This window comes from Kribbella antiqua (assembly GCF_004345665.1).
Lineage (GTDB): Bacteria > Actinomycetota > Actinomycetes > Propionibacteriales > Kribbellaceae > Kribbella > Kribbella antiqua.
This window is the reverse complement of sequence record NZ_SLWR01000012.1, coordinates 24,502-43,940: the sequence shown is the minus strand read 5'-3', so window position 1 is coordinate 43,940 and position 19,439 is coordinate 24,502. Positions and strand designations below refer to the sequence as shown.

The following is a 19,439-nucleotide window of genomic DNA, read 5'->3' as shown; positions in this document are numbered from 1 at the left end:
CGTGGAGTTCGCGCTCGTCATCGCAGTCGTCGTCATCGCGCTGGCGTTCGACTACACCAACGGCTTCCACGACGCGGCCAACGCGATCGCCACCTCGGTCTCGACCCGGGCGCTGACCCCCCGGGTCGCGCTGCTGATGGCCGCGGTGATGAACTTCCTCGGCGCGTTTCTCGGCACCGAGGTGGCCGACACCGTCGGCAAGGGCATCATCAGCGCGCCGTCCGGGGAGCACGGCCTGGTGATCGTGATCGCCGCGCTGATCGGCGCCATCACCTGGAACCTGATCACCTGGTACTTCGGCCTGCCCAGTTCCTCGTCGCACGCGCTGATCGGCGGTCTGGTCGGTGCCGGACTCGCGTCGAGCAGCGTCGTACTGTGGGCCGGAATCGTCGACAAAGTTGTCATCCCCATGGTGTTGTCACCCGCGGTCGGCTTCCTCGGCGCGTTCCTGCTGATGATCACGATCCTCTGGGTGTTCCGGCGCAGCAACCCTGGCCGGACCACGCGTGGGTTCCGGATGGCGCAGTCGCTGTCGGCCGCCGCGATGGCGCTCGGCCACGGTCTGCAGGACGCGCAGAAGACGATGGGCGTGATCTTCCTCGCCCTGCTCACCAGCGGGCACGTGCAGAAGGGCGACGGCATCCCGTTGTGGGTGAAGCTGTCCGCCGCGACCGCGATCTCGCTCGGCACCTACTCGGGTGGCTGGCGGATCATGCGTACGCTCGGCCGCCGGATCATCCACCTCGACCCGGCCCGCGGGTTCGCCTCCGAGGCGGTCGCCGCGACCGTGCTGTACGTGATGGCGATCGGGCTGCACGCGCCGGTCTCGACCACCCATACGATCACCTCCGCGGTGATGGGCGCGGGCGCGACCAAGCGGCTGTCCGCGGTCCGCTGGGGTGTTGCGAAGGGCATCATCACCGCCTGGGTGCTGACCATCCCGGCGGCGGGCACGGTCGCCGCGCTCTGTTATTGGCTTGCCCATCTGATCTTGGAGTAAATTCACCGAACCGGTTCACTTCGAATTCACCATCCCGGCCTACGTTCGAAACCGCTGTCTGGACGTTCCGCCTGAGGGATGTGATCGTGATGGACCTGTCTTTCCTCGTCGTCGTGGTGATCGTCACCGCCCTGGTGTTCGATTTCACCAACGGCTTCCACGACACCGCGAACGCGATGGCGACGTCGATCGCCACCGGCGCGCTGAGACCGAAGGTCGCGGTCGCCCTGTCCGCGGTGCTCAACCTGGTCGGCGCGTTCGTCTCCACCGAGGTGGCCAAGACCATCTCCAGCGGTCTCGTCGACGACGCGAAGATCACCGTCCCGATCATCTTCGGCGGCCTGGTCGGCGCCATCCTGTGGAACCTGCTGACCTGGTATCTCGGCCTGCCGAGCTCCTCGTCGCACGCGCTGTTCGGCGGGCTGATCGGCGCCACCTGGATCGCGGCCGGCAGCAGTGCGGTCAACTTCGGCACGGTGGTGCAGAAGATCGTCGTACCGGCCGTGGCCGCGCCGATCGTGGCCGGTGCGGTGGCCCTGCTCGGCACCTTCTTGGCCTACAAGATCACTCAGCGGGCCAAGAAGAAGACGGTCGACGACGGGTTCCGGTTCGGTCAGATCGCCTCCGCGTCGCTGGTCTCGCTCGCGCACGGCACCGGTGACGCGCAGAAGACGATGGGCGTCATCACGCTGGTGCTGATCACCTCAGGCAGCCTGACGTCGGGCTCGCGGCCGCCGCTGTGGGTCATCCTCGCGGCCGGCCTGGCCATCGCGCTCGGGACCTACCTGGGCGGCTGGCGGATCATCCGGACGATGGGCAAGGGCCTGACCGAGATCGAGTCGCCGCAGGGTTTCGCCGCGGAGACCAGCTCGACCGCAGTACTGCTCGCCTCCTCGCACCTGGGCTTCCCGCTGTCCACCACGCAGGTGTGCTCGGGCAGCATCCTCGGCGCCGGTCTCGGCAAGCGCCTCGCCGAGGTGCGCTGGACTGTAGCGGGGCGGATGGCGCTCGCTTGGCTGTTCACACTGCCGGCAGCGGCGATCGTCGGAGCCCTGTCTGGACGCGTGGCGAACTCCGGCAACCTCGGTGTCGCTGTGATCGCGCTCCTCGCCGTCGCAGCCGGTGGAGGCCTGTACGCCGCCTCACGTCGCCGCCCGGTGACGCCGGAGAACGTCAACGAGTACCCGGCGACGCAGACCGCGCCGGTTGCGGCCTGAGAGGAGTACGACGATGCACATCGACTGGACCGCGCTCGGTGAGGTCGCCCTGGTCAGCCTGCTGTTCGGGGTCGGACTCGCCGTACTGTTCGCGTTCGGAGTGACCGCCATGTCGCGCCGGGCGGTGGCGATCGACGAGAAGCGGCAGCCGGCGGCACTCGACGCCGCAGTGGCCGCGCTGTGTTTCGCCGCCTGCCTAGCCGCGGTGCTCTACGGGCTGTACCTGATCATTCCGCAGTTCCACTAGCGGTTCCAGCGGCGTACGGACTTGACGACGTCCTTGGGGCGGATGGCGCCGAGGTTGTACTCCCACGCCTCGGCCAGCCGGTCACCGAGGGCAGCGGCGTCGAGGTAGGTCTGCGGCCGGACGGCGACCGCCCAGGTCGCCGCGGCCGCATGACCCTGCTGGTAGAGCAGGTGGTTCACCGTGGCCTCGATCCGGCTGCGGGACTCGCCAGTGAGGCCGCTCGCGGCCCAGTCCTGCATGATCTCCGCGTCGTCCGACGTCATCCGCGCCAGGTAGGTCAGCGGCCCGCGCCAGAACCCGCGCTGGCCGATGCTGTCCAGGCTCTCCAGCGGGAACCAGCCGTTCTGGCAGCGCCGGCCGTTCACCGCCGACTCCACCTCCAGCGCCTGGTCCGGGTTGAGATCCCGGACCGCCCAGTCCACGAAGAATGTTCCCGCGTCCGGGATGTCCTCGGCGACGTACGGCGCCACCGTCAGCGTTCCCGGTTCGAAGAGACGCAGCTCTTCGGGTCTTTCCGACACGACCTTTCCCCACCCACCTGAGTACGACGACCCGCCCGGCCGCCATCACAGGGACCCCCCAGGTTCCTGCATCGTCAACAACAAGTGACCTTCGTACCCTCACGCCGACGCGGGGTCAAGGTCTTGTCCACCTCCGGGTGGACCACTTTTCCGGCGTGGCCGGGCTATTTCTTCCGCTCGGCGCGGCGGGCGAGTTCCTCCTTGTCGAGCCGCTCGGCCTCCGCCGGGGTCGGCGCCCCACCGCCGTACGACGCGGGCAGCCACCAGGCACCCGCGGGCTGCTCGGGGTACGCGCGGATGGTCGAGTCGAGCATCCCGGCCATCGTCGAGCGCAGGTGTGCGGTCGCCTCGGCCGGGTCGTCGGCGGGCGTGACGGTGATCGGCGTACCGACGTTGATCGCAATGGTGCGATGCCGGGAGAAGTCGCGCGGATGGTCCTTGGTCAGCATCCGCTGCGTTCCCCACAGGATCAGCGGGATCACCGGTACGGCGGCCTCCGCGGCCATCCGGACCGCGCCCGACTTGAACTCCTTCAGCTCGAACGACCGGCTGATCGTCGCCTCCGGGAACACGCCGACCACCTCACCCGCCTGCAGATAGCGGATCGCCTGCCGGTACGACGCCGTACCGGCCGCGCGGTCCACCGGGATGTGGTGCATCCCGCGCATCAGCGGCCCGGAGATCCGGTTGCGGAACAGGACCTCCTTGGCCATGAACCGGACCAGCCGCTTGCTCGGCAGCGCGCCGAACCCACCGAGCACGAAGTCGACGTAGCTGATGTGGTTGAGAGCGATCACCGCGCCACCGGTCCGCGGCACGTTCTCCGTCCCGGTGAGCTGGAACTTCAGGTCCAGCACCTTGAACGCCGTCCGGGCGAAGCCGACAACCGGCGGATACACGAGGTCTCGCATTCCCGAACGCTACCGGGTGCGGGCAACCCGCGGACGTGACGCGCCCCACGGACCCGGCCGCCGGCCACCGTTAAGGTGGCTGGCGACAACTCGAGAACGCGGGAGCTCGCACCGTAGTGGGCTGAGAGGGCGGCTGGACTGCGCACCCCTGGAGATCTGACCAGGTTGGGCGAACCGGCGCCGCCGACCGCCGAACCTGTCCGGGTAATTCCGGCGTAGGGAGCAGCATCGTGACAACCATCGGAAATTCTGTCCGGCCGTCTGTCACCACCGGCCCGATCTCGGGCTCGGAGAAGATCTACCGCGGCGAGCTGGGCGTCCCCGCCCGCCGAGTCCACCTCACCACTGGCGAACACTTCGACCTGTACGACACCTCCGGCCCGTACACCGACGCCGGCGCGCAGATCGACGTACAGGAGGGTCTGCCCGCGCTGCGGCGGGAGTGGATCGCGGCGCGCGAGCCGCTCACCCAGCTGGGTCACGCGCGGGCCGGGACCATCACCGAGGAGATGAGGTACGTCGCCATCCGCGAGGGAGTCGACCCCGAGTTCGTGCGGGACGAGGTGGCGCGCGGCCGGGCGGTGATCCCGGCGAACCGGCGGCACCCGGAGTCCGAGCCGATGATCATCGGCAAGAAGTTCCTGGTGAAGGTGAACGCGAACATCGGCAACTCCGCCGTCACCAGCTCGATCGAGGAAGAGGTCGAGAAGCTCGTCTGGGCGACCCGCTGGGGCGCGGACACGGTGATGGATCTGTCCACCGGCAAGAACATCCACGAGACGCGCGAGTGGATCTTGCGCAACTCACCGGTGCCGATCGGGACGGTTCCGCTCTACCAGGCGCTGGAGAAGGTGAAGGGCGACCCGGCCGCGCTGTCCTGGGAGGTCTACCGCGACACGGTGATCGAGCAGTGCGAGCAGGGCGTGGACTACATGACGGTGCATGCCGGCGTCCTGCTGCGGTATGTCCCGCTGACCGCGCGGCGGGTCACCGGCATCGTGTCGCGTGGCGGTTCGATCATGGCGGCGTGGTGTCTCGCGCATCACCAGGAGTCCTTCCTGTACACGCATTTCGCCGAGCTCTGCGAGATCCTGCGTGCGTACGACGTGACGTTCTCGCTCGGCGACGGATTGCGGCCGGGATCGATCGCGGACGCCAACGACGCGGCGCAGTTCGCCGAGCTGCGGACGCTGGGCGAGCTGACAAAGATCGCCTGGGAACATGATGTGCAGGTCATGATCGAAGGACCGGGCCACGTGCCGATGCACAAGATCGCCGAGAACGTGCGGCTCGAGGAGGAGCTCTGCGGCGAGGCGCCGTTTTACACATTGGGGCCGTTGGCAACTGATGTGGCGCCGGCCTACGACCACATCACCAGCGCGATCGGCGCGGCCCAGATCGGCTGGCTGGGTACGGCGATGCTCTGCTACGTCACGCCGAAGGAACACCTCGGCCTGCCGGACCGCGACGACGTGAAGACAGGTGTCATCACCTACAAGATCGCTGCCCACGCTGCCGATCTGGCCAAGGGACACCCAGGTGCACAGGACTGGGACGACACGTTGTCCAAGGCAAGGTTCGAGTTCCGCTGGGAGGACCAGTTCAACCTGTCACTGGATCCGGACACCGCGCGGTCGTACCACGACCAGACGCTGCCGGCCGAACCGGCGAAGACCGCGCACTTCTGCTCGATGTGCGGGCCCAAGTTCTGCTCGATGCGGATCACCGCCGACATTCGCGCGTACGCCGAGGAGAAGGGCCTGACCTCGGCCGAGGCGATCGAGGCCGGCTTCGCCGAGATGTCCGACACGTTCCGCGCACACGACGGCAAGCTGTACTTGCCGCTGGCCGACTAGGTTCCGAACCGCCAGGCCATCACATTCGCCGCGTGCAGGTCCCGTCCACGCTGGAAGGCGGTGGCGCGGTTCAGTTGTGATGGCCTGGCGGTCCGGTCCCTGCTGACTCCGTGTGAAGTGGATCGCGAGTCGAGATGCTAGGAGGTCCGGAATCGCCGGAGAATGGGAAGATCGGCGGCCTGTGGGGCGGTCACTGCGAGTGATCGGGTGAACCGATTCAGGTTTTTTCCTTCACTCTACGTGAATAAGACTGTAGCCTTAACCGCGTCGGGAAGGAGGTGCAGGGCGATGGTCTTCGTTCTCACGGTAGATCAGCGCGGCAGCCGCAGCATGACCGATCTCGTACCCGAGCTACTGAACAGCCTGAACCGCCGGCCGCGGCGGACCGGGTTGCTCCGCAAGTTCGAGCGGACGGCCGGCGACGAGGTGCAGGGCGTGCTCTCGGAGGCACGCGCCACCATCGACGTCATCGTCCAGCTGCTCCGCTCGGACACGTGGTACGTCGGGCTCGGCATCGGCGAGGTCGCCCAGCCCCTGCCACGCAGTACGAGAGCAGGCAGCGGGGAGGCGTTCGTGTACGCGCGGGAGGCGGTGAACCGGGCCAAGTCGAGCCCGCACCACGTCAACGTGGTCGGCTCCGATCCACACGTCGCCGAGCAGGTGGAGACCGTACTGTGGCTGATGGCATCGGTGCTGCGGCGGCGTAGCGACCGCGGCTGGGCCGTGGCGGACCTGCTGGCCGAGGGACTCACCAGACGGGAGATTGGCGTGAAGCTGGGGATCAGCCAGTCCGCAGTGACCCAGCGGGCGCAGGCGGCCGGGTTCGCCGAGGAACAGCGTGGACGGGTGCTGGCGGCCGAGTTGCTGGACGCTGGGGCTGCTGCGTGACGGCACTGGTCCTGTCGTTGACCGCTGCCGGCCTGGTCTTTGCCGTACTGGCGTGGGTGCCCAAGGCCGGCTCAACAATCCAGATAGTGCTCAGCGCGGTCATGCTGGCCGGTCTGATCGCGATCGGCCTCCTGCTGCTGGCAGGCGACGGCGTTGAGGGCTGGAGCGAGCGCTGGTGGAACGTGCTGCTCCTGGTGGCCGGAGGGCTCGCTGTCACCGGCGGCGGCCCGCTGACGACGTCTGTGCTGGCTTTGGTGGACCGGGGCAACACGAGAGCGCAGTCGACGCAGAAGGCCGGTGAGGTGCTGCGTGGCGGCGCGCTGATCGGTGCGCTCGAGCGCGGCGCCATCTACGCGGCGCTGGTAGCGGGCTGGCCGGAGGGGCTGGCGATCGTGCTGGCCATCAAAGGCCTGGCCCGCTATCCCGAGTTGCGCAGCCCGGACCAGCCCGCTTCGGTCACCCCACAGGCCGTGGCGGAGCGCTTCATCATCGGCACCTTCACCAGCGTCCTGTGGTCGGTGACCTGCGCGGGGTTCCTGCTGTCGCGCTAGTCAGACTTGATGACGTAGGTCGTCACGACCTTGTCGTGCCAGGTCTGCTTCTTGTCGTCCCACAGCGGCCAGAGCAGGTTCAGGAAGCAGGCGTTGTTGAAGATGCCGGCGAGGAGCTCGCGCAGGAACGCCTTGCCGGCGCCCACGGGCTGGTAGGTGTTGGTGTCGACCAGCTTCAGGTGCAGCGCGCTCTTGCCGACGCTCTGCCCGGTCTTGCCCTGCCGGAACACCCGGTTCCACAGGCCGATGCCGAAGCTGATCAGCAGGCCGATGACGAGGACGATGATCGCGTACGCCTCCGGCTGATCGTCTGGGTACGTGTGCTTGGCCCGCTCGGCGACGTTCGCGATGAAGACGCCGTAGCCGATGAGAAGCGGGATCGAGCTGACCAGACCGTCGATCAGGTAGGCGCCGACCCGCGGCCCCCAGTCGGCGAGTGGGGCGCTGGGTGCGTAGCCGTAACCGCCGTACTGCGGCTGGCCGTAGGGAGGCTGCCCGTACGGCGCTTGGCCTTGTGGCGGGCCGTAGCCCGGCTGCGGCTGACCCGGGTAGCCCTGCTGACCGTACTGCGGTTGACCGTACTGGGGCTGGGGCTGCCCGTACGGCGGCTGTCCCTGCGGCTGGCCATATCCGCCCGGAGGCGGTGTCGGTGTACTCATGTCGAATCCATCTCTTGAGGGGGTCCTGGCATGCTATTGCGTCAACTGCGGATGACGACGTCGTTGACGACCTTGTCGTGCCAGGTCTGCTGCTTGTCGTCCCAGAGCGGCCAGAGAACGTTGAGAATGCAGAAGTTGTTGAAGACGGCCGACAGCAGTTCGCGGCCGAGAGTGGAGCCGACACCGATGAGCTGACCGGTCTCCGCGTGCACGATGGTCAGGCCGGTGACCTGCTTGCCGAGGGACTGACCGGTGCGGCCCTGCCGGATCACCCGGTTCCAGACCCAGAGCCCGAAGGCTGCGAGGTAGCCGATGCCGATCGCGACCCCGCCGGCCGGACCGAGTTCGCCGCCCTGCTCGATGATCAGGGCGACGACGTAGCCGAGGACCGTCGGGACGATCAGGAGCAGGGAGTCCAGTAACGAAGCGCCAACCCGGATCGGCCAGCCGGCGAGCTGGCCGGGAGGGGCATAGCCGTAGCCATAACCCTGGCCGTATGGGCTTTGCCCGTAGGGGTTGTAGCCCTGCGGGTTGTACTGTCCACCCGGCTGCCCCGGTTGGAACTGGCCCGGCTGCCCTGGCGGGTACTGGTTGTGGCCGTCGTACGGGCCTGACGGAGGGGTGGTCACCTGCGGTCCTTTCTGGGGCTCGGCAACGCCGAACGCCGCGGCCTGATCAGGCCACGGCGTCCGGGGTGTCGCGATACCGACGTCAGAGCTTGATGACGTAGGTGTTGTTGATCTTGTCCGCGAAGGTCTGCTTCTTCTCGTCCCACAGCGGCCACAGGTAGCCGACGTAGCACGGCAGGCCGTCCAGGAAGTGGGTGATGTCGCGCAGCGCGGCCTTGCCGACGCCGACGTTCTGGCCGGTGTCGGCGCCGACCAGCTTCAGGCCGACGACCTTCTTGCCCCAGCTCTGGCCGGTCTGGCCCTGCTGCACCCAGCGGTTGTAGATCCAGAGGCCGAGGCCGATCAGCAGGAAGATCCAGCCGATGGCGGCGGCGCCACCGTCGTTGCTGGTCAGAGCGTTGCCGATACCAGCCGGCACGCCGTAGATGACGATGTCGATCAGCATGGCGCCGACTCGGACCGGCCAGGTGGCCAGGTTGCCCGGCACTCCGCCGAAGCCCGGCTGGCCGTACTGCTGCCCGTAGCCGTACCCCGGCTGCTGCTGCCCATACTGGCCCGGCTGCTGCCCGTACTGACCGGGCTGCTGCGGATAGCCAGGCTGCTGCTGCCCGTACTGCCCAGGCTGCTGCTGGCCGTACCCCGGCTGCTGCTGGCCGCCGTAGCCGGGCTGCTGCCCGTACTGGCTCGGCTGACCCGGCTGCTGCTGGGGCTGTCCGTACTGGCCAGGCTGCTGGCCGTACTGACCCGGCTGCTGCGGGTCCTGCGGGCCGTAACCCGGCGGTGGCGTCGGAGTGCTCACGACGATCCCTTCTGTGAAATGCGATGAGGAGTAGGTTGCAGGCTAGTGGTCCGACGGCTCAGCTCGGCCAGCGGATCCCACGAATTGAGAGTTACCTTTGTCCGGTGAGCGTTTCGCAGAGCGTCGTACTCCGTCCTTCCGGTCCAGTCCGGCCGCTGGATCGCCGGGTGCTGGGGCTGGCTGGTGCCGGTGCCGGCGGCTTCGTTCTCGCCGGCGTCTATCAGCTGTCCGGCGGGCGGATCGGCATTCCTTGCCTACTGCACGCAACCACCGGGCTGAACTGCCCACTCTGCGGTTCGACCAGGATGGCCGCCGCCTTGCTGCGTGGGGATCTGGACGCCGCCTGGCACTTCAACCCGGTGGTGCTGGTGCTCGGCCCGCTCATCGGTGTTGCCGTCGGCTACCAATTGGTTGCCTGGTCGCTGGAATCGCTGCACCTGATCCGGCTGCCCCGGCTGACCATGAGCCCCCGCGCGGTCGACTGGGCGGTGAAGGGCATCATCGCCCTCCTGCTGGTGTACGGCGTCGCCCGCAACCTGCACTGAGCACGCGTCGGCCCAAGGGGTCAGGACGTCGAGTAATTGACGATGGCGCCGACGATCTGCAGGCCCAGAGCGACGATGCCTCCGATCCAGGCCACCTTGGCCAGGGTGTCGGACTGACCCTGCTCGCGGAACTTGCTCTGGGCAAACAGTCCGAGAGCGATCGAGACGATGCCGCAGCAGAACCAGAAGACGATGCCGATGATCGAGAGCACCATCGGGGTGTTGCTCTGCGGGGCCGCGCCGTAGCCGTAACCGCCTGGCTGGCCCGGGTACTGGCCGTACGCACCGTACTGGCCTGGCTGCTGACCGTACTGGCCCGGCTGCTGACCATAGGGCTGCTGCTGGCCGTAGCCAGGCTGGCCGTACTCACCGGGCTGACCCGGATACGAGCCGGGCTGACCCGGGTACTGCCCAGGCTGCTGCCCATAACCCGGCTGCTGCCCGTACTGACCCGGCTGCCCGTACTGACCCGGTTGGCCATAGCCACCAGGCTGCTGGCCGTACTGCCCCGGCTGCTGCTGTCCGTATTGCCCCGGCTGGCCTTGCTGCTCAGGCTGATCCGGCTGCTCGCCGTACGGGCTCGGCTGTTCCGGCTGTCCGCCGTACGGGCTGGGCTGTTCCGGTTGCTCGCCGTACGGGCGAGTGGGCTCCTCGCCGTACGGGCGGGTCGGCTCCTCGTCGCGAGGGGTGTCCTGCGGCCGGTCCTGGTCGTTCTGGTCGTCGCCTGGGGGCGTCGGAGTACTCACCGCAGTCCCTTCTGAGCACATCGAGGATCCTCGCAGGCTATCTTTTCCACAGGTACTGGTCACGCGTCCGCGCCGGATCCCTGGACCACTTATGGTTGGGCCCGTGACTCAACCGCCCGTGACCCCGCAGCCGGATGGCCTGCCGGAGCAGACCCCGAACCTCCCCGCTCACTACGAGCAGCCGCAGCCGCAGCCGCAGTACTCGCCACCGCCCGGCCCGTACCAGCCGCCGGTCGGCGGGCCGCACCAGCCGCCGCAATCGCTACCTCTGCAGGCGTTGCCGGCTGGGCCTGTGCTGGTGACCGTCGGCGACATCTCCGTCGAGCAGCACCGGATCGTCACGCCGGCCGGCGTGATGCCGACCCAGGGCACGAACTGGTCCGCGATGGACATGTCCCGGACCGAGGAGAAGATCCCTGGCTGGGCGATCGTGATGGCCATCATCTTCGCTCTGGCCTGCCTGCTCGGCCTGCTGTTCCTGCTCTGCAAGGAGCGCAAGACGACCGGCTTCGTTCAGGTCACGGTGCAGAACGGCAACCGCACCCACAACACCCACGTCGGGGTGACCTCGCCCCGCGACGTCGCCGACACGCTGGCCCGGGTCAACTTCGCCCGTACTCTCTGCGTATGAACAGCAAACCGGCCGCCGCAAGCATGAGCTAGCGGCGGCCGGCTTGTTGAGAACAGCGGATCAGCCGAAGCGGCCGGTGATGTAGTCCTCGGTCGCCTTCTCGCCCGGGTTGGAGAAGATCTGCTTGGTCGGGCCCATCTCGATCAGCCGGCCCGGCTTGCCGGTCGCGGCCAGGTTGAAGAACGCGGTCTGGTCCGAGACGCGCGCCGCCTGCTGCATGTTGTGCGTCACGATGACGACGGTGAACTTGTCCTTCAGCTTCTCGATCAGGTCCTCGATCGCCAGCGTGGAGATCGGGTCCAGCGCCGAGCAGGGTTCGTCCATCAGGATCACCTCGGGCTCGACCGCGATCGCCCGCGCGATGCACAGCCGCTGCTGCTGACCGCCGGACAGGCCCGCGCCCGGCTTGTCCAGCCGGTCCTTGACCTCGTTCCACAGGTTCGCGCCCTTGAGCGACTGCTCGACCACCTCGGTGAGCTTCTTCTTGTCCTTGACGCCGTTCAGCTTCAGCCCGGACGCGACGTTGTCGAAGATCGACATGGTCGGGAACGGGTTCGGCCGCTGGAACACCATGCCGACCACCCGGCGGACCGCCACCGGGTCGATGCCCGGCGCGTACAGGTCCTGGTCGTCGAGCACGACCTTGCCCTCGACCCGGGCGCCGGGGATCACCTCGTGCATCCGGTTCAGGGTCCGCAGGTAGGTGGACTTGCCGCAGCCGGACGGGCCGATGAACGCGGTGACCGAGCGGGGCTCGATCGTCATCGACACGTCCTCGACGGCCTTGAAGTCGCCGTAGTAGACGTTGAGGCCGCTGACCTCGATGCGCTTCGCCATATCGGTTCAGTACCTCTCGACTATTTCGACTTGATGGTGCTGAACCGGGCGATCAGCCGGGCCAGCAGGTTGAGTGACAGGACAAGCAGGATCAGCGTCAGCGCGGCCGCCCAGACCCGGTCCGCGGCCGGCTGCAGCGCCAGCTCGGTCCGGTCCTGGTTGATCATCGTCGGCAGCGCGCCCATGAACCCGTCGAACGGGTTCAGGTTGATGTTCTTGGAGTAGCCGACCAGGATCAGCAGCGGCGCGGTCTCGCCCATCACCCGCGCCAGGCCGAGCATCACTCCGGTGATGATTCCGCCGAACGCGGTCGGCACGACCACCTTCAGGATCGTCTTCCACTTCGGCACCCCGAGCGCGTACGACGCCTCCCGCAACTCGTCCGGCACCAGCTTCAGCATCTCTTCGGTCGATCGCAGTACGACGGGCAGCATCAGCAGCACCAGCGACAGGGAGACGGCGAACCCGACCCGGTTGAAGCCGAACATCGTGATCCAGACCGCGTAGATGAACAGTGCGGCGACGATCGACGGCACACCGGTGAGGATGTCGATCATGAAACTGACCACCCGGGCGGCCTTGGTGCCCTTGCCGTACTCGACCAGGTAGACCGCGCCCAGTACGGCGATCGGGACCGCGATGACGGCCGTGATCAGCGACATGATCAGGGTGCCCATGATCGCGTGGTACGCGCCGCCGCCCTCGCGCCGTACGGTGACGCCGCGCTGCGACTGGTTCCACCAGTCAGCGCTCAGCAGCAGGTGGTAGCCCTTGCTGACGACGGTCCACAGGATCCACAGCAGCGGGATCAGCGCGACCACGAAGGCCAGCACGATCAGCACAGTGGCCAGGGTGTCCTTGAAGGCACGCAGCCCCGACTTCCCCGTCAGGTCCAGCGTCTGCCCGTCGTACGCCGGCTTGTTAGCAGCAAGCGTGCTCATGCGCTGGCTCCTTCGGTCTGAGTTGCGCCGGCGCGGCGGTTGCGGCGCGGCCGCTTCGCACCCGGTGCGCTGCGGGCGACGATGATCCGGGCCGCGGAGTTGACCAGGAAGGTCACGACGAACAGCACCAGGCCCGCGGCAATGTAGGCGCCGGTCTTCTCCGGTGAGTCGAACTCGGCGGCGTTGTTGGCGATCTTCGACGCGAACGTCTCACCACCGGCGAAGATCGACGGGTTCCACGGGTCGTTGCCGTTCGGCACGGACAGGATGATCAGCACCGCGACGGTCTCGCCGAGCGCACGGCCCAGGCCGAGCATCGAGGCGCTCACCACACCGGACCGCCCGTACGGCAGCACGGCCATCCGGATCATCTCCCAGCGCGTAGCGCCGAGGGCGAGAGCGCCTTCGCGGTGGGTGATCGGGGTCTGCTGGAAGATCTCCCGGCTGATCGCGGTGACCACCGGCAGGATCATGATCGCCAGTACGACGGACGCGGTGAAGACCACGCCGACGTCGGCCCCGGCCGGCTTCTCGAACACCGGGATCCAGCCGAGCGCGGCGGCGATCCCGTCGATCACCGGGCGCAGGATCGGCGCGAAGAAGAGGATGCCCCACAGGCCGTAGATGATCGACGGCACCGCGGCGAGCAGGTCGACCGCGTGCGCGACCGGCGCGGCCAGCCGCTTGGGGGCGTAGTACGTGATGAACAGGGCTACGCCGACGGCGATCGGGACCGCGATCAGCATCGCGATGATCGAGCTGATCACGGTGGTGTAGAAGAGCGCGGCGATACCGAACCTGGGCGTGTCGCCGCCGGGCTCCCAGATCCGGGAGAACAGGAAGCTGCTCTCGTCCTTGGCCAGCGCCGGAATCGCCAGCGCCAGCAGGAAGATGCCGACGAACGCGACGATCGCGACCACCAGGCCGCCGGAGCCGCGGGCCAGACCGGCGAACAACCGGTCGCCGAGGTGACCGACCGGGCCGAGCTCGAGCTTCGGTCCGGTCTCCTTCGCCGCCGGGTGGGCGGTCGTCTCCGCGTGCTTCTCGGCCAGCCCCTCGAAGTGCGGGGTGGGCCCGGCCGGTTCGCCGACCACCAGTTCCTCGGCGGCGTTCTCTTCGCCGGCCGGCCGGTCGGGCGGTGCCGTGCCGTCTGGACTACTCATCGATGGTGCTCCAAGCGCCTCAGTGGTGGGCTTCGATCTGCTTCAGGTCTGACGAGGCCGAGCCCCGGCCGTCCGATGACTCGGACCGGCCGGGGCTCGCTCATCACTGCTGTTTCTCGTCGATCAGCTGATCGACTGGATCGCCGCGTCGACCTTGGTCCGGGTGTCCTCCGGCAGCGGCGCGTAGTTCAGGTCGGTCAGCACGGACTGGCCGTCCTTGCTGGCGAAGTAGCTCAGGAAGCTTTTCACCAGCGCGGTCTTCTCGGCCGCCAGGCCCTTGCTGCAGACGACCTCGTAGGTGACCAGGATGATCGGGTACGCGCCCGCATCATTGGTCGCGTAGTCCAGCTTCAGCGCCAGGTCGCTACCGGTGCCGGCCGGCTTCGCCGCGGCCAGCGCCTTACCGGCGGACTCGGCGGACAGCTCGACCGGGGTGCCCGAGCCGTTGTCGATCTGCGCGATGCCCAGCTTGTTGTCGACGGCGTACGACCACTCGACGTAGGTGATCGAGTTCTTGGTGCTCTTGACGCCCTCGGCGACACCCGCGGACTTCTCCTTGCCGGCGCCGGTGCCGGTCCACTTCTTGGCCGGCTCACCGGTCCAGGCGCCGCCGCCGGCGGCGGCCAGGTACTTGGTGAAGTTCTCGGTGGTGCCGGACTCGTCGGACCGGAAGAACACCGAGATCGGGGCCGACGGGAGCTTGGCGCCCGAGTTCAGCTTGGCGATCGCCGGGTCGTTCCAGGTCTTGATGGTGCCCTGGAAGATCTTGGCGGCGGTCGGGCCGTCGAGGACCAGCTTGTCCAGGCCGTCGACGTTGTAGGCGATGGTGATCGGGCCGATCACCATCGGCAGGTTCAGCGCCGCGTTGCCGGCACAGCGCTTCTGCGCCTGCACGGTCTCGGGCTCGCCGCCGTCCTTCCCCACGGACTTCAGGGCGGAGTCCGAACCGGCGAAGTCGACCTGGCTCGCGATGAACTGCTTGATACCCGCACCGGAACCGGTCGGGTTGTAGTTCACCGTGACGTCGGCGCACTTCTCGTTGTACTTGCTGATGACTTCCTCGATGGCGTTCTTCTGCGCCGTGGAGCCTTCGGCGTTCAGGGTGCCCTGGGGGCAGTCGGTGCTGCCTTCGGAGGACGAGCTGGAGGCGCTCGAGGAACCGGACGGCTCCGGGTCACTGCCACAGGCGCTCAGAGCGAGGACGCCGAGGGATGCCACGGCGACGGTGCCGACGCGGAGCAGGCGATTGACGGACACGAGGTGTTGCCCTTCTGCGGGAATCAGACTTCTGAACTTCCACAGACGGTAGGGAGAGCAGGTGACCGACCGGTCCGTCGCCGGTGAACGAGCGGTGAACGATTTCGATAGCCTGGACGACGCTTGGCGTGCCGACAGGCGGCCATTAGGTGAACTGAGTTAGGAGCCGTGACTCTGCGTCGACCCAAACGGCTGCTGGGTCACGGTCCGATATCGAACTCGTTCACCGAACAGTCAGCTTGCCGCCTCGCGGGGTCAGCTGGAGAAATCCTCCGGCGCCACGCCGTCGAGAAACCGGCGGAAGCGCTCCAGCTCGGCCTGTTCTTCCTCCGGCGTCGCCACGCCGGCTTCGCGCAGAACCTGTTCGGTGCAGCGGATCGGCGTACCGAGTCTGACCGCCAGCGCGACCGAGTCGCTCGGCCGGGCGGAGACGCGGGCACCGTTGGCCAGCACGAGCTCGGCGTAGAACACGGCGTCACGCAGCTCGACGATCTCCACTGCTTCTATCTGTACGCCGAACGCCTGGATCAGGTCGCGCATCAGATCGTGGGTGAGCGGCCGCGACGGCCGTAGCCCCTGCTCCTCGTACGCGATCGCGGTCGCCTCGACCGAGCCGATCGAGATCGGTAGATAGCGGTAGCCCTCGGTCTCGCGCAGCATCATCACCGGGGCCCGGTTGGGCGATTCCATCCGGATCCCGATCAGGGTCAGTTCTCGCATCATCGTCATGGTGCGCCTCCTGCTGGCCGGCACCCGGTAGGGCGCCAGGTTCCTCGGTAGGAACATACCCGGCCCGGCCAGGCTCACCCGGACGCCCCGGCGGCTGTGCCTGGATCGTCATCGACCCGAGCGTCGGGCAGGGTCGAAAGGTTTGCGCCCGGCCGGGCGTCGTCGCAAGCTGTTGTGGTTGGTGACGTTGTGTCATCGATCAGGTTCCGGCGGTGACAGGTCGCCGGGTGAAACGGCGAGAGCCTGGGGGCCCGTAATGCCGATAGGTCGGGGACCGTGGTGGTGGGGACGGAAACGGTGAAGGTGCTGATCGTGGCACCGAACCAGGTGGTCCGGGCGGGGGTCCGGACGCTGCTGGAGGAGCAGGTCGAAGTCGCCGGCACGGTGGGCACCGTCGCCGAGGCGGCGCTGGCGATCCGGCGTGATCCGCTGGACGTCGTACTGGTGGACACGGGGATCGCAGGTGGGATCGCCAACGTGCTCCGGGCCAGGAGGGGGCCGGATGTCCGGGTAGTGGCGGTTGTCACAGGTGAGGTGCCGCCTGTGGCGCAGCTGCGCGAGTACGTGACGATCGGAGGCGACGGGATCGTGTCGACCGCGGAGGACCTTGGTGCCGCGCTGGTGGCGATCGCTGCCGGCCGGGCGCCTGGCGGCTGGATCAGTCCGACGCTGGGCGCAAGCATCCTGCGGGTTGTGACGGTCTATGAGCCGCCGCGGGAGGTGCGGGGTGAGAGCGTGACGCCGAGCGAGCACGCCGTACTGAAACTCGTTGCCGACGGCCACACCGATCGGGAGATCGCCTCCCGGCTGCAGCGCAGTGAACGGGTGGTGAAGTACCACGTGTCCAACCTGCTGTCGAAGCTGCAGGCGCGGAACCGGGCGCATGTCGTCAAGCTGGCCATTCGGTCAGGTTTGCTGTCGATCCCTGTCCGGATGGACAGGTACGGGTTGTCGGAACGACACGGGATCCCTTGTGACACAAGCGATTGACTCTTTCTGAGGTCGCGAAGGCGGTCCGTGAACCGAAAACCAGGGAGTGGGAAATCATGCGCGCAATCACGAAGATCGCCGGGGGTCTGGCCGCGACGGCCGCGTGGGCGTTCGCGGGTGCCACGATGGCCAGCGCCGACAACGGCGACGGTCTGCTGTCCTGCAACTCGGGAGAGATCTGCTTCGCCGAGCACTCGGGTGGCGGCGGCGGTCAGCGGCACTTCTACTACGGGTCGGGGAACCACGCGAACGAAGGCAACTTCTCCAGCGGTACGCCGTTCTACCACAACGCCAGCTCGATCAAGAACCGCGACACCGTGAGCGCGGTGTGCGTGACCGAGTCCGGCGACTGGGTGAACGACAGCTGGCAGTTCCCGGCGCGGTCGACCACGTGGTCGGACTTCGCGTACGACCTGAACGACGAGAACGCCAGCCACGCCCGGCGTAGCTGCTGACGTTTTGCCTGAGCGGGGACGGGTCTGGCGGCCCGTCCCCGCCCTTGCTTGAAAGGGGGAGAGATGCGTTTAGCCATGGCTCTTGCCGGCGTGGTCCTGGTGGCCGGCTGTGCGTCCCAGCCGGCGCCGCGGGCCGCCGAACTGCCTGCTTTGCCGCCGGGTGCGCAGCCGTTCGACCTGTTCCGCCGCGCCGATCTCGCGGTGATCGAGAAGGCCGACCTGAAGCTGTTCAACGACTGCCTGTTAAACGGGATCGTCGTCTGGGCCGGAGATGCCGACGGCGGCTATCCGCAAGAACGGGCCATCAGCAACGATCCCGGCCCGGTCCTGCCCGGGCTGCTGCAGCCGGCGATCAACCCGCGCACCGAGGCCGAAGCCCGCCGGCACGGATTCGGTACGCCGTTGCCGTCCCAGCCGGCCGCGATCGTCCGCAAGGACCCGGCCTTCTTCGAGGTGGCGGCGAAGTGCGAGAAGTCCGCCCGGGAGGCGCTCGGATCGCCGCGTGATGTCGGCTCGCTCCGGGACCGGTACGCCGCCCTCGGCAACGCGCTGGTCCAGGACCGCACCAAGAAGACCCAGATGGCCATGGTTGCCTTCAGCAAGCACTTGACGGAGTGTCTGGCTGGGCACGGATATCGGCTTCGCGATGGCGAGGAGTTCAGCACCCGGGCGATCTCTCCCAGTTCGGGATCGTGCCCGGCTCACATGTCGCTGCTCGGCCCGCTCAGGTACGGCGCCCTGAGGGCCTCCCCGCCGAGGTCGAGGTGCAACCCGCCGTACCGGCTCGTGCGTACCTGCCGAGCAAGGCCGAGGCGGCCTTCGCTGTCGCCTTCGTCCGGTGTGGGCGGACGACAGGGCTGTTCGCTGCGCTCGACAAGGCCGAACCGGCCATGCAGAAGGAGATCGCCGAGCGTCATGTGGCGGAGTTCAGCGGTCTCAATCCGCAGATCGAGGCACTGGCCGCGAAAGCAGCTGAGGTCCTTAAGGAGCGCTGAAGCGCTCGAAGATCAGGCGGCCGTTGCCCAGCCGATGTGCGACCAGGAAGGCGCCTGGGGAGAACTTGCCGACTTTCAGCCCGAGTTCCCGGGACAGGGCCGGCATCACTGGCCGGTGCGAGCAGACTACCGTCACCCTGTCCTTCCGCCACGCCCGCTCGCCCAGCCCGGCCAGAGCTTCGGGATCCGCGTTATAGCCCCGCTCCGAGATCTGCGGCCACAGGTGGACGCGCCGATCAATGGCAGCGGCGTACGGCGTGATCGTCGACGCGCAGCGCTCTGCGTCGCTACTGATCAACCTGTTGGCGCCGAGAGCCGCGAATACGCCCGTCAGTCGTTCGGCAACCGCCGTACCGGTGGTGCTGAGCGGACGAGCGGTGTCCTTGCCGTCCCAGTCCTTCCGCTTCACCGCCTCCGCGTGACGCAGCAGGACCAGCGTGGAGGCGACTGGTAGGACACGATCCAGTTGGTCCAGGATGTCGACGTCCCGGGGGTAGCTCAGCTTGGTCCGGGCCTTCTCCAGCGGAAGCCAGGCGATCTCGTCCACCTCGTCGTTCGGCTGGAAGTCGCTGCCGTCGACCGAAGTGGCGGACCAGTAGTGCACGAGCTTCTGCGCGGTCCCACCGTTCTTGCGGACCGAGTACCGCTGCACGCCGAGCGGGGGACCGAGCACGACCTGGTGTCCGGTCTCCTCCTCGATCTCCCGGCGTGCACCGACCAGCACATGCTCGTGCGGATTCAGCTTGCCCTTCGGGAGGGACCAGTCGTCGTACCGGGGCCGGTGCACCAGCAGCACCTGCCGGGCGCCGCGGCGCTCACGCCAGACGACACCACCCGCGGCGATGACGGTCGCCGGGTTGTTCATAGACTCA

24 protein-coding genes are annotated in these 19,439 nt (G+C 67.8%); 11 read left to right on the top strand and 13 right to left on the bottom strand.

Features of this window, described 5'->3' with window-relative positions; all coding sequences use genetic code 11:
* Position 1: 1 nt before the first annotated feature.
* From EV646_RS30405 to EV646_RS30395, 3 genes are all read left to right on the top strand, one after another.
* Positions 2–1,000, top strand: coding sequence for an inorganic phosphate transporter (locus tag EV646_RS30405; protein WP_132154698.1), 999 nt, complete (start codon positions 2–4; stop codon positions 998–1,000).
* An 86-nt stretch (positions 1,001–1,086) separates the two neighbouring features.
* Complete coding sequence (locus tag EV646_RS30400) at positions 1,087–2,217, top strand: inorganic phosphate transporter (RefSeq protein ID WP_422386733.1); 1,131 nt, start codon at positions 1,087–1,089, stop codon at positions 2,215–2,217.
* A 13-nt stretch (positions 2,218–2,230) separates the two neighbouring features.
* On the top strand, positions 2,231–2,464 hold the full coding sequence (locus EV646_RS30395) for a hypothetical protein (protein WP_132154696.1): 234 nt from the start codon (positions 2,231–2,233) through the stop codon (positions 2,462–2,464).
* Here EV646_RS30395 and EV646_RS30390 read toward each other — a convergent pair.
* Positions 2,461–2,985: a hypothetical protein gene (locus EV646_RS30390; RefSeq protein WP_132154694.1), complete on the bottom strand. Its 525-nt coding sequence runs from the start codon at positions 2,983–2,985 to the stop codon at positions 2,461–2,463. The two genes, EV646_RS30395 and EV646_RS30390, sit on opposite strands and share 4 nt — an antisense overlap.
* Positions 2,986–3,149: 164 nt before the next feature.
* Positions 3,150–3,896: a lysophospholipid acyltransferase family protein gene (locus tag EV646_RS30385; RefSeq protein ID WP_132154692.1), complete on the bottom strand. Its 747-nt coding sequence runs from the start codon at positions 3,894–3,896 to the stop codon at positions 3,150–3,152.
* A gap of 230 nt (positions 3,897–4,126) precedes the next feature.
* Here EV646_RS30385 and thiC point away from each other — a divergent pair, with 230 nt between their 5' ends.
* The 3 genes from thiC (at position 4,127) to EV646_RS30370 (ending at position 7,191) form a co-directional block, all read left to right on the top strand.
* Positions 4,127–5,752: a phosphomethylpyrimidine synthase ThiC gene (thiC, locus tag EV646_RS30380; RefSeq protein ID WP_132154690.1), complete on the top strand. Its 1,626-nt coding sequence runs from the start codon at positions 4,127–4,129 to the stop codon at positions 5,750–5,752.
* Positions 5,753–6,040: 288 nt separating this feature from the next.
* Positions 6,041–6,640 carry a helix-turn-helix domain-containing protein gene (locus EV646_RS30375; RefSeq protein WP_132154688.1) on the top strand — a complete coding sequence of 200 codons (600 nt, stop codon included), beginning with the start codon at positions 6,041–6,043 and terminating at the stop codon, positions 6,638–6,640.
* Entirely contained in the window at positions 6,637–7,191 is a 555-nt protein-coding gene (locus EV646_RS30370) for a hypothetical protein (protein WP_132154686.1), read from the top strand. The genes EV646_RS30375 and EV646_RS30370 overlap by 4 nt, the downstream gene beginning before the upstream one ends.
* Here EV646_RS30370 and EV646_RS30365 read toward each other — a convergent pair.
* The 3 genes from EV646_RS30365 to EV646_RS30355 all read right to left on the bottom strand — a co-directional run bounded on the left by EV646_RS30365 (position 7,188) and on the right by EV646_RS30355 (position 9,278).
* The gene (locus tag EV646_RS30365) at positions 7,188–7,850 is read right to left on the bottom strand and encodes an RDD family protein (RefSeq protein ID WP_132154684.1); all 663 of its coding nucleotides are present in this window, start codon (positions 7,848–7,850) and stop codon (positions 7,188–7,190) included. The genes EV646_RS30370 and EV646_RS30365 overlap by 4 nt on opposite strands.
* A gap of 41 nt (positions 7,851–7,891) precedes the next feature.
* Positions 7,892–8,479, bottom strand: a complete 588-nt coding sequence (locus EV646_RS30360) for an RDD family protein (RefSeq protein WP_132154683.1) — start codon at positions 8,477–8,479, stop codon at positions 7,892–7,894.
* An 82-nt stretch (positions 8,480–8,561) separates the two neighbouring features.
* Positions 8,562–9,278, bottom strand: coding sequence for an RDD family protein (locus EV646_RS30355; protein ID WP_132154681.1), 717 nt, complete (start codon positions 9,276–9,278; stop codon positions 8,562–8,564).
* A gap of 104 nt (positions 9,279–9,382) precedes the next feature.
* Here EV646_RS30355 and EV646_RS30350 point away from each other — a divergent pair, with 104 nt between their 5' ends.
* Positions 9,383–9,823: a DUF2752 domain-containing protein gene (locus EV646_RS30350; protein WP_241996423.1), complete on the top strand. Its 441-nt coding sequence runs from the start codon at positions 9,383–9,385 to the stop codon at positions 9,821–9,823.
* 20 nt (positions 9,824–9,843) lie between these two features.
* On the opposite strand, the gene EV646_RS39560 is transcribed toward EV646_RS30350, so the two are convergent.
* Positions 9,844–10,569, bottom strand: coding sequence for a DUF4190 domain-containing protein (locus EV646_RS39560; RefSeq protein ID WP_199237282.1), 726 nt, complete (start codon positions 10,567–10,569; stop codon positions 9,844–9,846).
* 103 nt (positions 10,570–10,672) lie between these two features.
* Between EV646_RS39560 and EV646_RS30340 the strand changes: the two genes are divergently transcribed.
* Positions 10,673–11,200 carry a hypothetical protein gene (locus tag EV646_RS30340; RefSeq protein ID WP_132154677.1) on the top strand — a complete coding sequence of 176 codons (528 nt, stop codon included), beginning with the start codon at positions 10,673–10,675 and terminating at the stop codon, positions 11,198–11,200.
* 60 nt (positions 11,201–11,260) lie between these two features.
* Here the strand turns inward: EV646_RS30340 and pstB are convergent, their stop codons facing one another.
* The 5 genes from pstB to EV646_RS30315 all read right to left on the bottom strand — a co-directional run bounded on the left by pstB (position 11,261) and on the right by EV646_RS30315 (position 16,127).
* The gene (gene pstB / locus EV646_RS30335; protein WP_132154675.1) at positions 11,261–12,037 is read right to left on the bottom strand and encodes a phosphate ABC transporter ATP-binding protein PstB; all 777 of its coding nucleotides are present in this window, start codon (positions 12,035–12,037) and stop codon (positions 11,261–11,263) included.
* Between the two features lie 20 nt (positions 12,038–12,057).
* Positions 12,058–12,978 (bottom strand): phosphate ABC transporter permease PstA, encoded by a 921-nt coding sequence (gene pstA / locus EV646_RS30330; protein WP_132154673.1) that lies wholly within the window; start codon positions 12,976–12,978, stop codon positions 12,058–12,060.
* Positions 12,975–14,141, bottom strand: a complete 1,167-nt coding sequence (gene pstC, locus EV646_RS30325; RefSeq protein ID WP_241996422.1) for a phosphate ABC transporter permease subunit PstC — start codon at positions 14,139–14,141, stop codon at positions 12,975–12,977. Before pstC ends, pstA begins: the two co-directional genes overlap by 4 nt.
* A gap of 123 nt (positions 14,142–14,264) precedes the next feature.
* Complete coding sequence (pstS, locus tag EV646_RS30320; RefSeq protein ID WP_132154671.1) at positions 14,265–15,398, bottom strand: phosphate ABC transporter substrate-binding protein PstS; 1,134 nt, start codon at positions 15,396–15,398, stop codon at positions 14,265–14,267.
* Between the two features lie 255 nt (positions 15,399–15,653).
* Positions 15,654–16,127, bottom strand: a complete 474-nt coding sequence (locus EV646_RS30315) for a bifunctional nuclease family protein (protein WP_132154669.1) — start codon at positions 16,125–16,127, stop codon at positions 15,654–15,656.
* Between the two features lie 282 nt (positions 16,128–16,409).
* Here EV646_RS30315 and EV646_RS30310 point away from each other — a divergent pair, with 282 nt between their 5' ends.
* Both EV646_RS30310 and EV646_RS30305 read left to right on the top strand, forming a co-directional pair.
* On the top strand, positions 16,410–17,117 hold the full coding sequence (locus EV646_RS30310; RefSeq protein WP_132154667.1) for a response regulator transcription factor: 708 nt from the start codon (positions 16,410–16,412) through the stop codon (positions 17,115–17,117).
* Positions 17,118–17,173: 56 nt separating this feature from the next.
* Entirely contained in the window at positions 17,174–17,572 is a 399-nt protein-coding gene (locus EV646_RS30305) for a hypothetical protein (RefSeq protein ID WP_132154665.1), read from the top strand.
* A gap of 243 nt (positions 17,573–17,815) precedes the next feature.
* Here the strand turns inward: EV646_RS30305 and EV646_RS30300 are convergent, their stop codons facing one another.
* Positions 17,816–18,178 carry a hypothetical protein gene (locus tag EV646_RS30300; protein ID WP_132154663.1) on the bottom strand — a complete coding sequence of 121 codons (363 nt, stop codon included), beginning with the start codon at positions 18,176–18,178 and terminating at the stop codon, positions 17,816–17,818.
* 86 nt (positions 18,179–18,264) lie between these two features.
* Here EV646_RS30300 and EV646_RS30295 point away from each other — a divergent pair, with 86 nt between their 5' ends.
* Positions 18,265–18,567: a hypothetical protein gene (locus EV646_RS30295; protein ID WP_132154661.1), complete on the top strand. Its 303-nt coding sequence runs from the start codon at positions 18,265–18,267 to the stop codon at positions 18,565–18,567.
* Here the strand turns inward: EV646_RS30295 and EV646_RS30290 are convergent.
* Positions 18,554–19,432 (bottom strand): NUDIX hydrolase, encoded by an 879-nt coding sequence (locus tag EV646_RS30290; protein WP_132154659.1) that lies wholly within the window; start codon positions 19,430–19,432, stop codon positions 18,554–18,556. The two genes, EV646_RS30295 and EV646_RS30290, sit on opposite strands and share 14 nt — an antisense overlap.
* Positions 19,433–19,439: the final 7 nt, after the last annotated feature.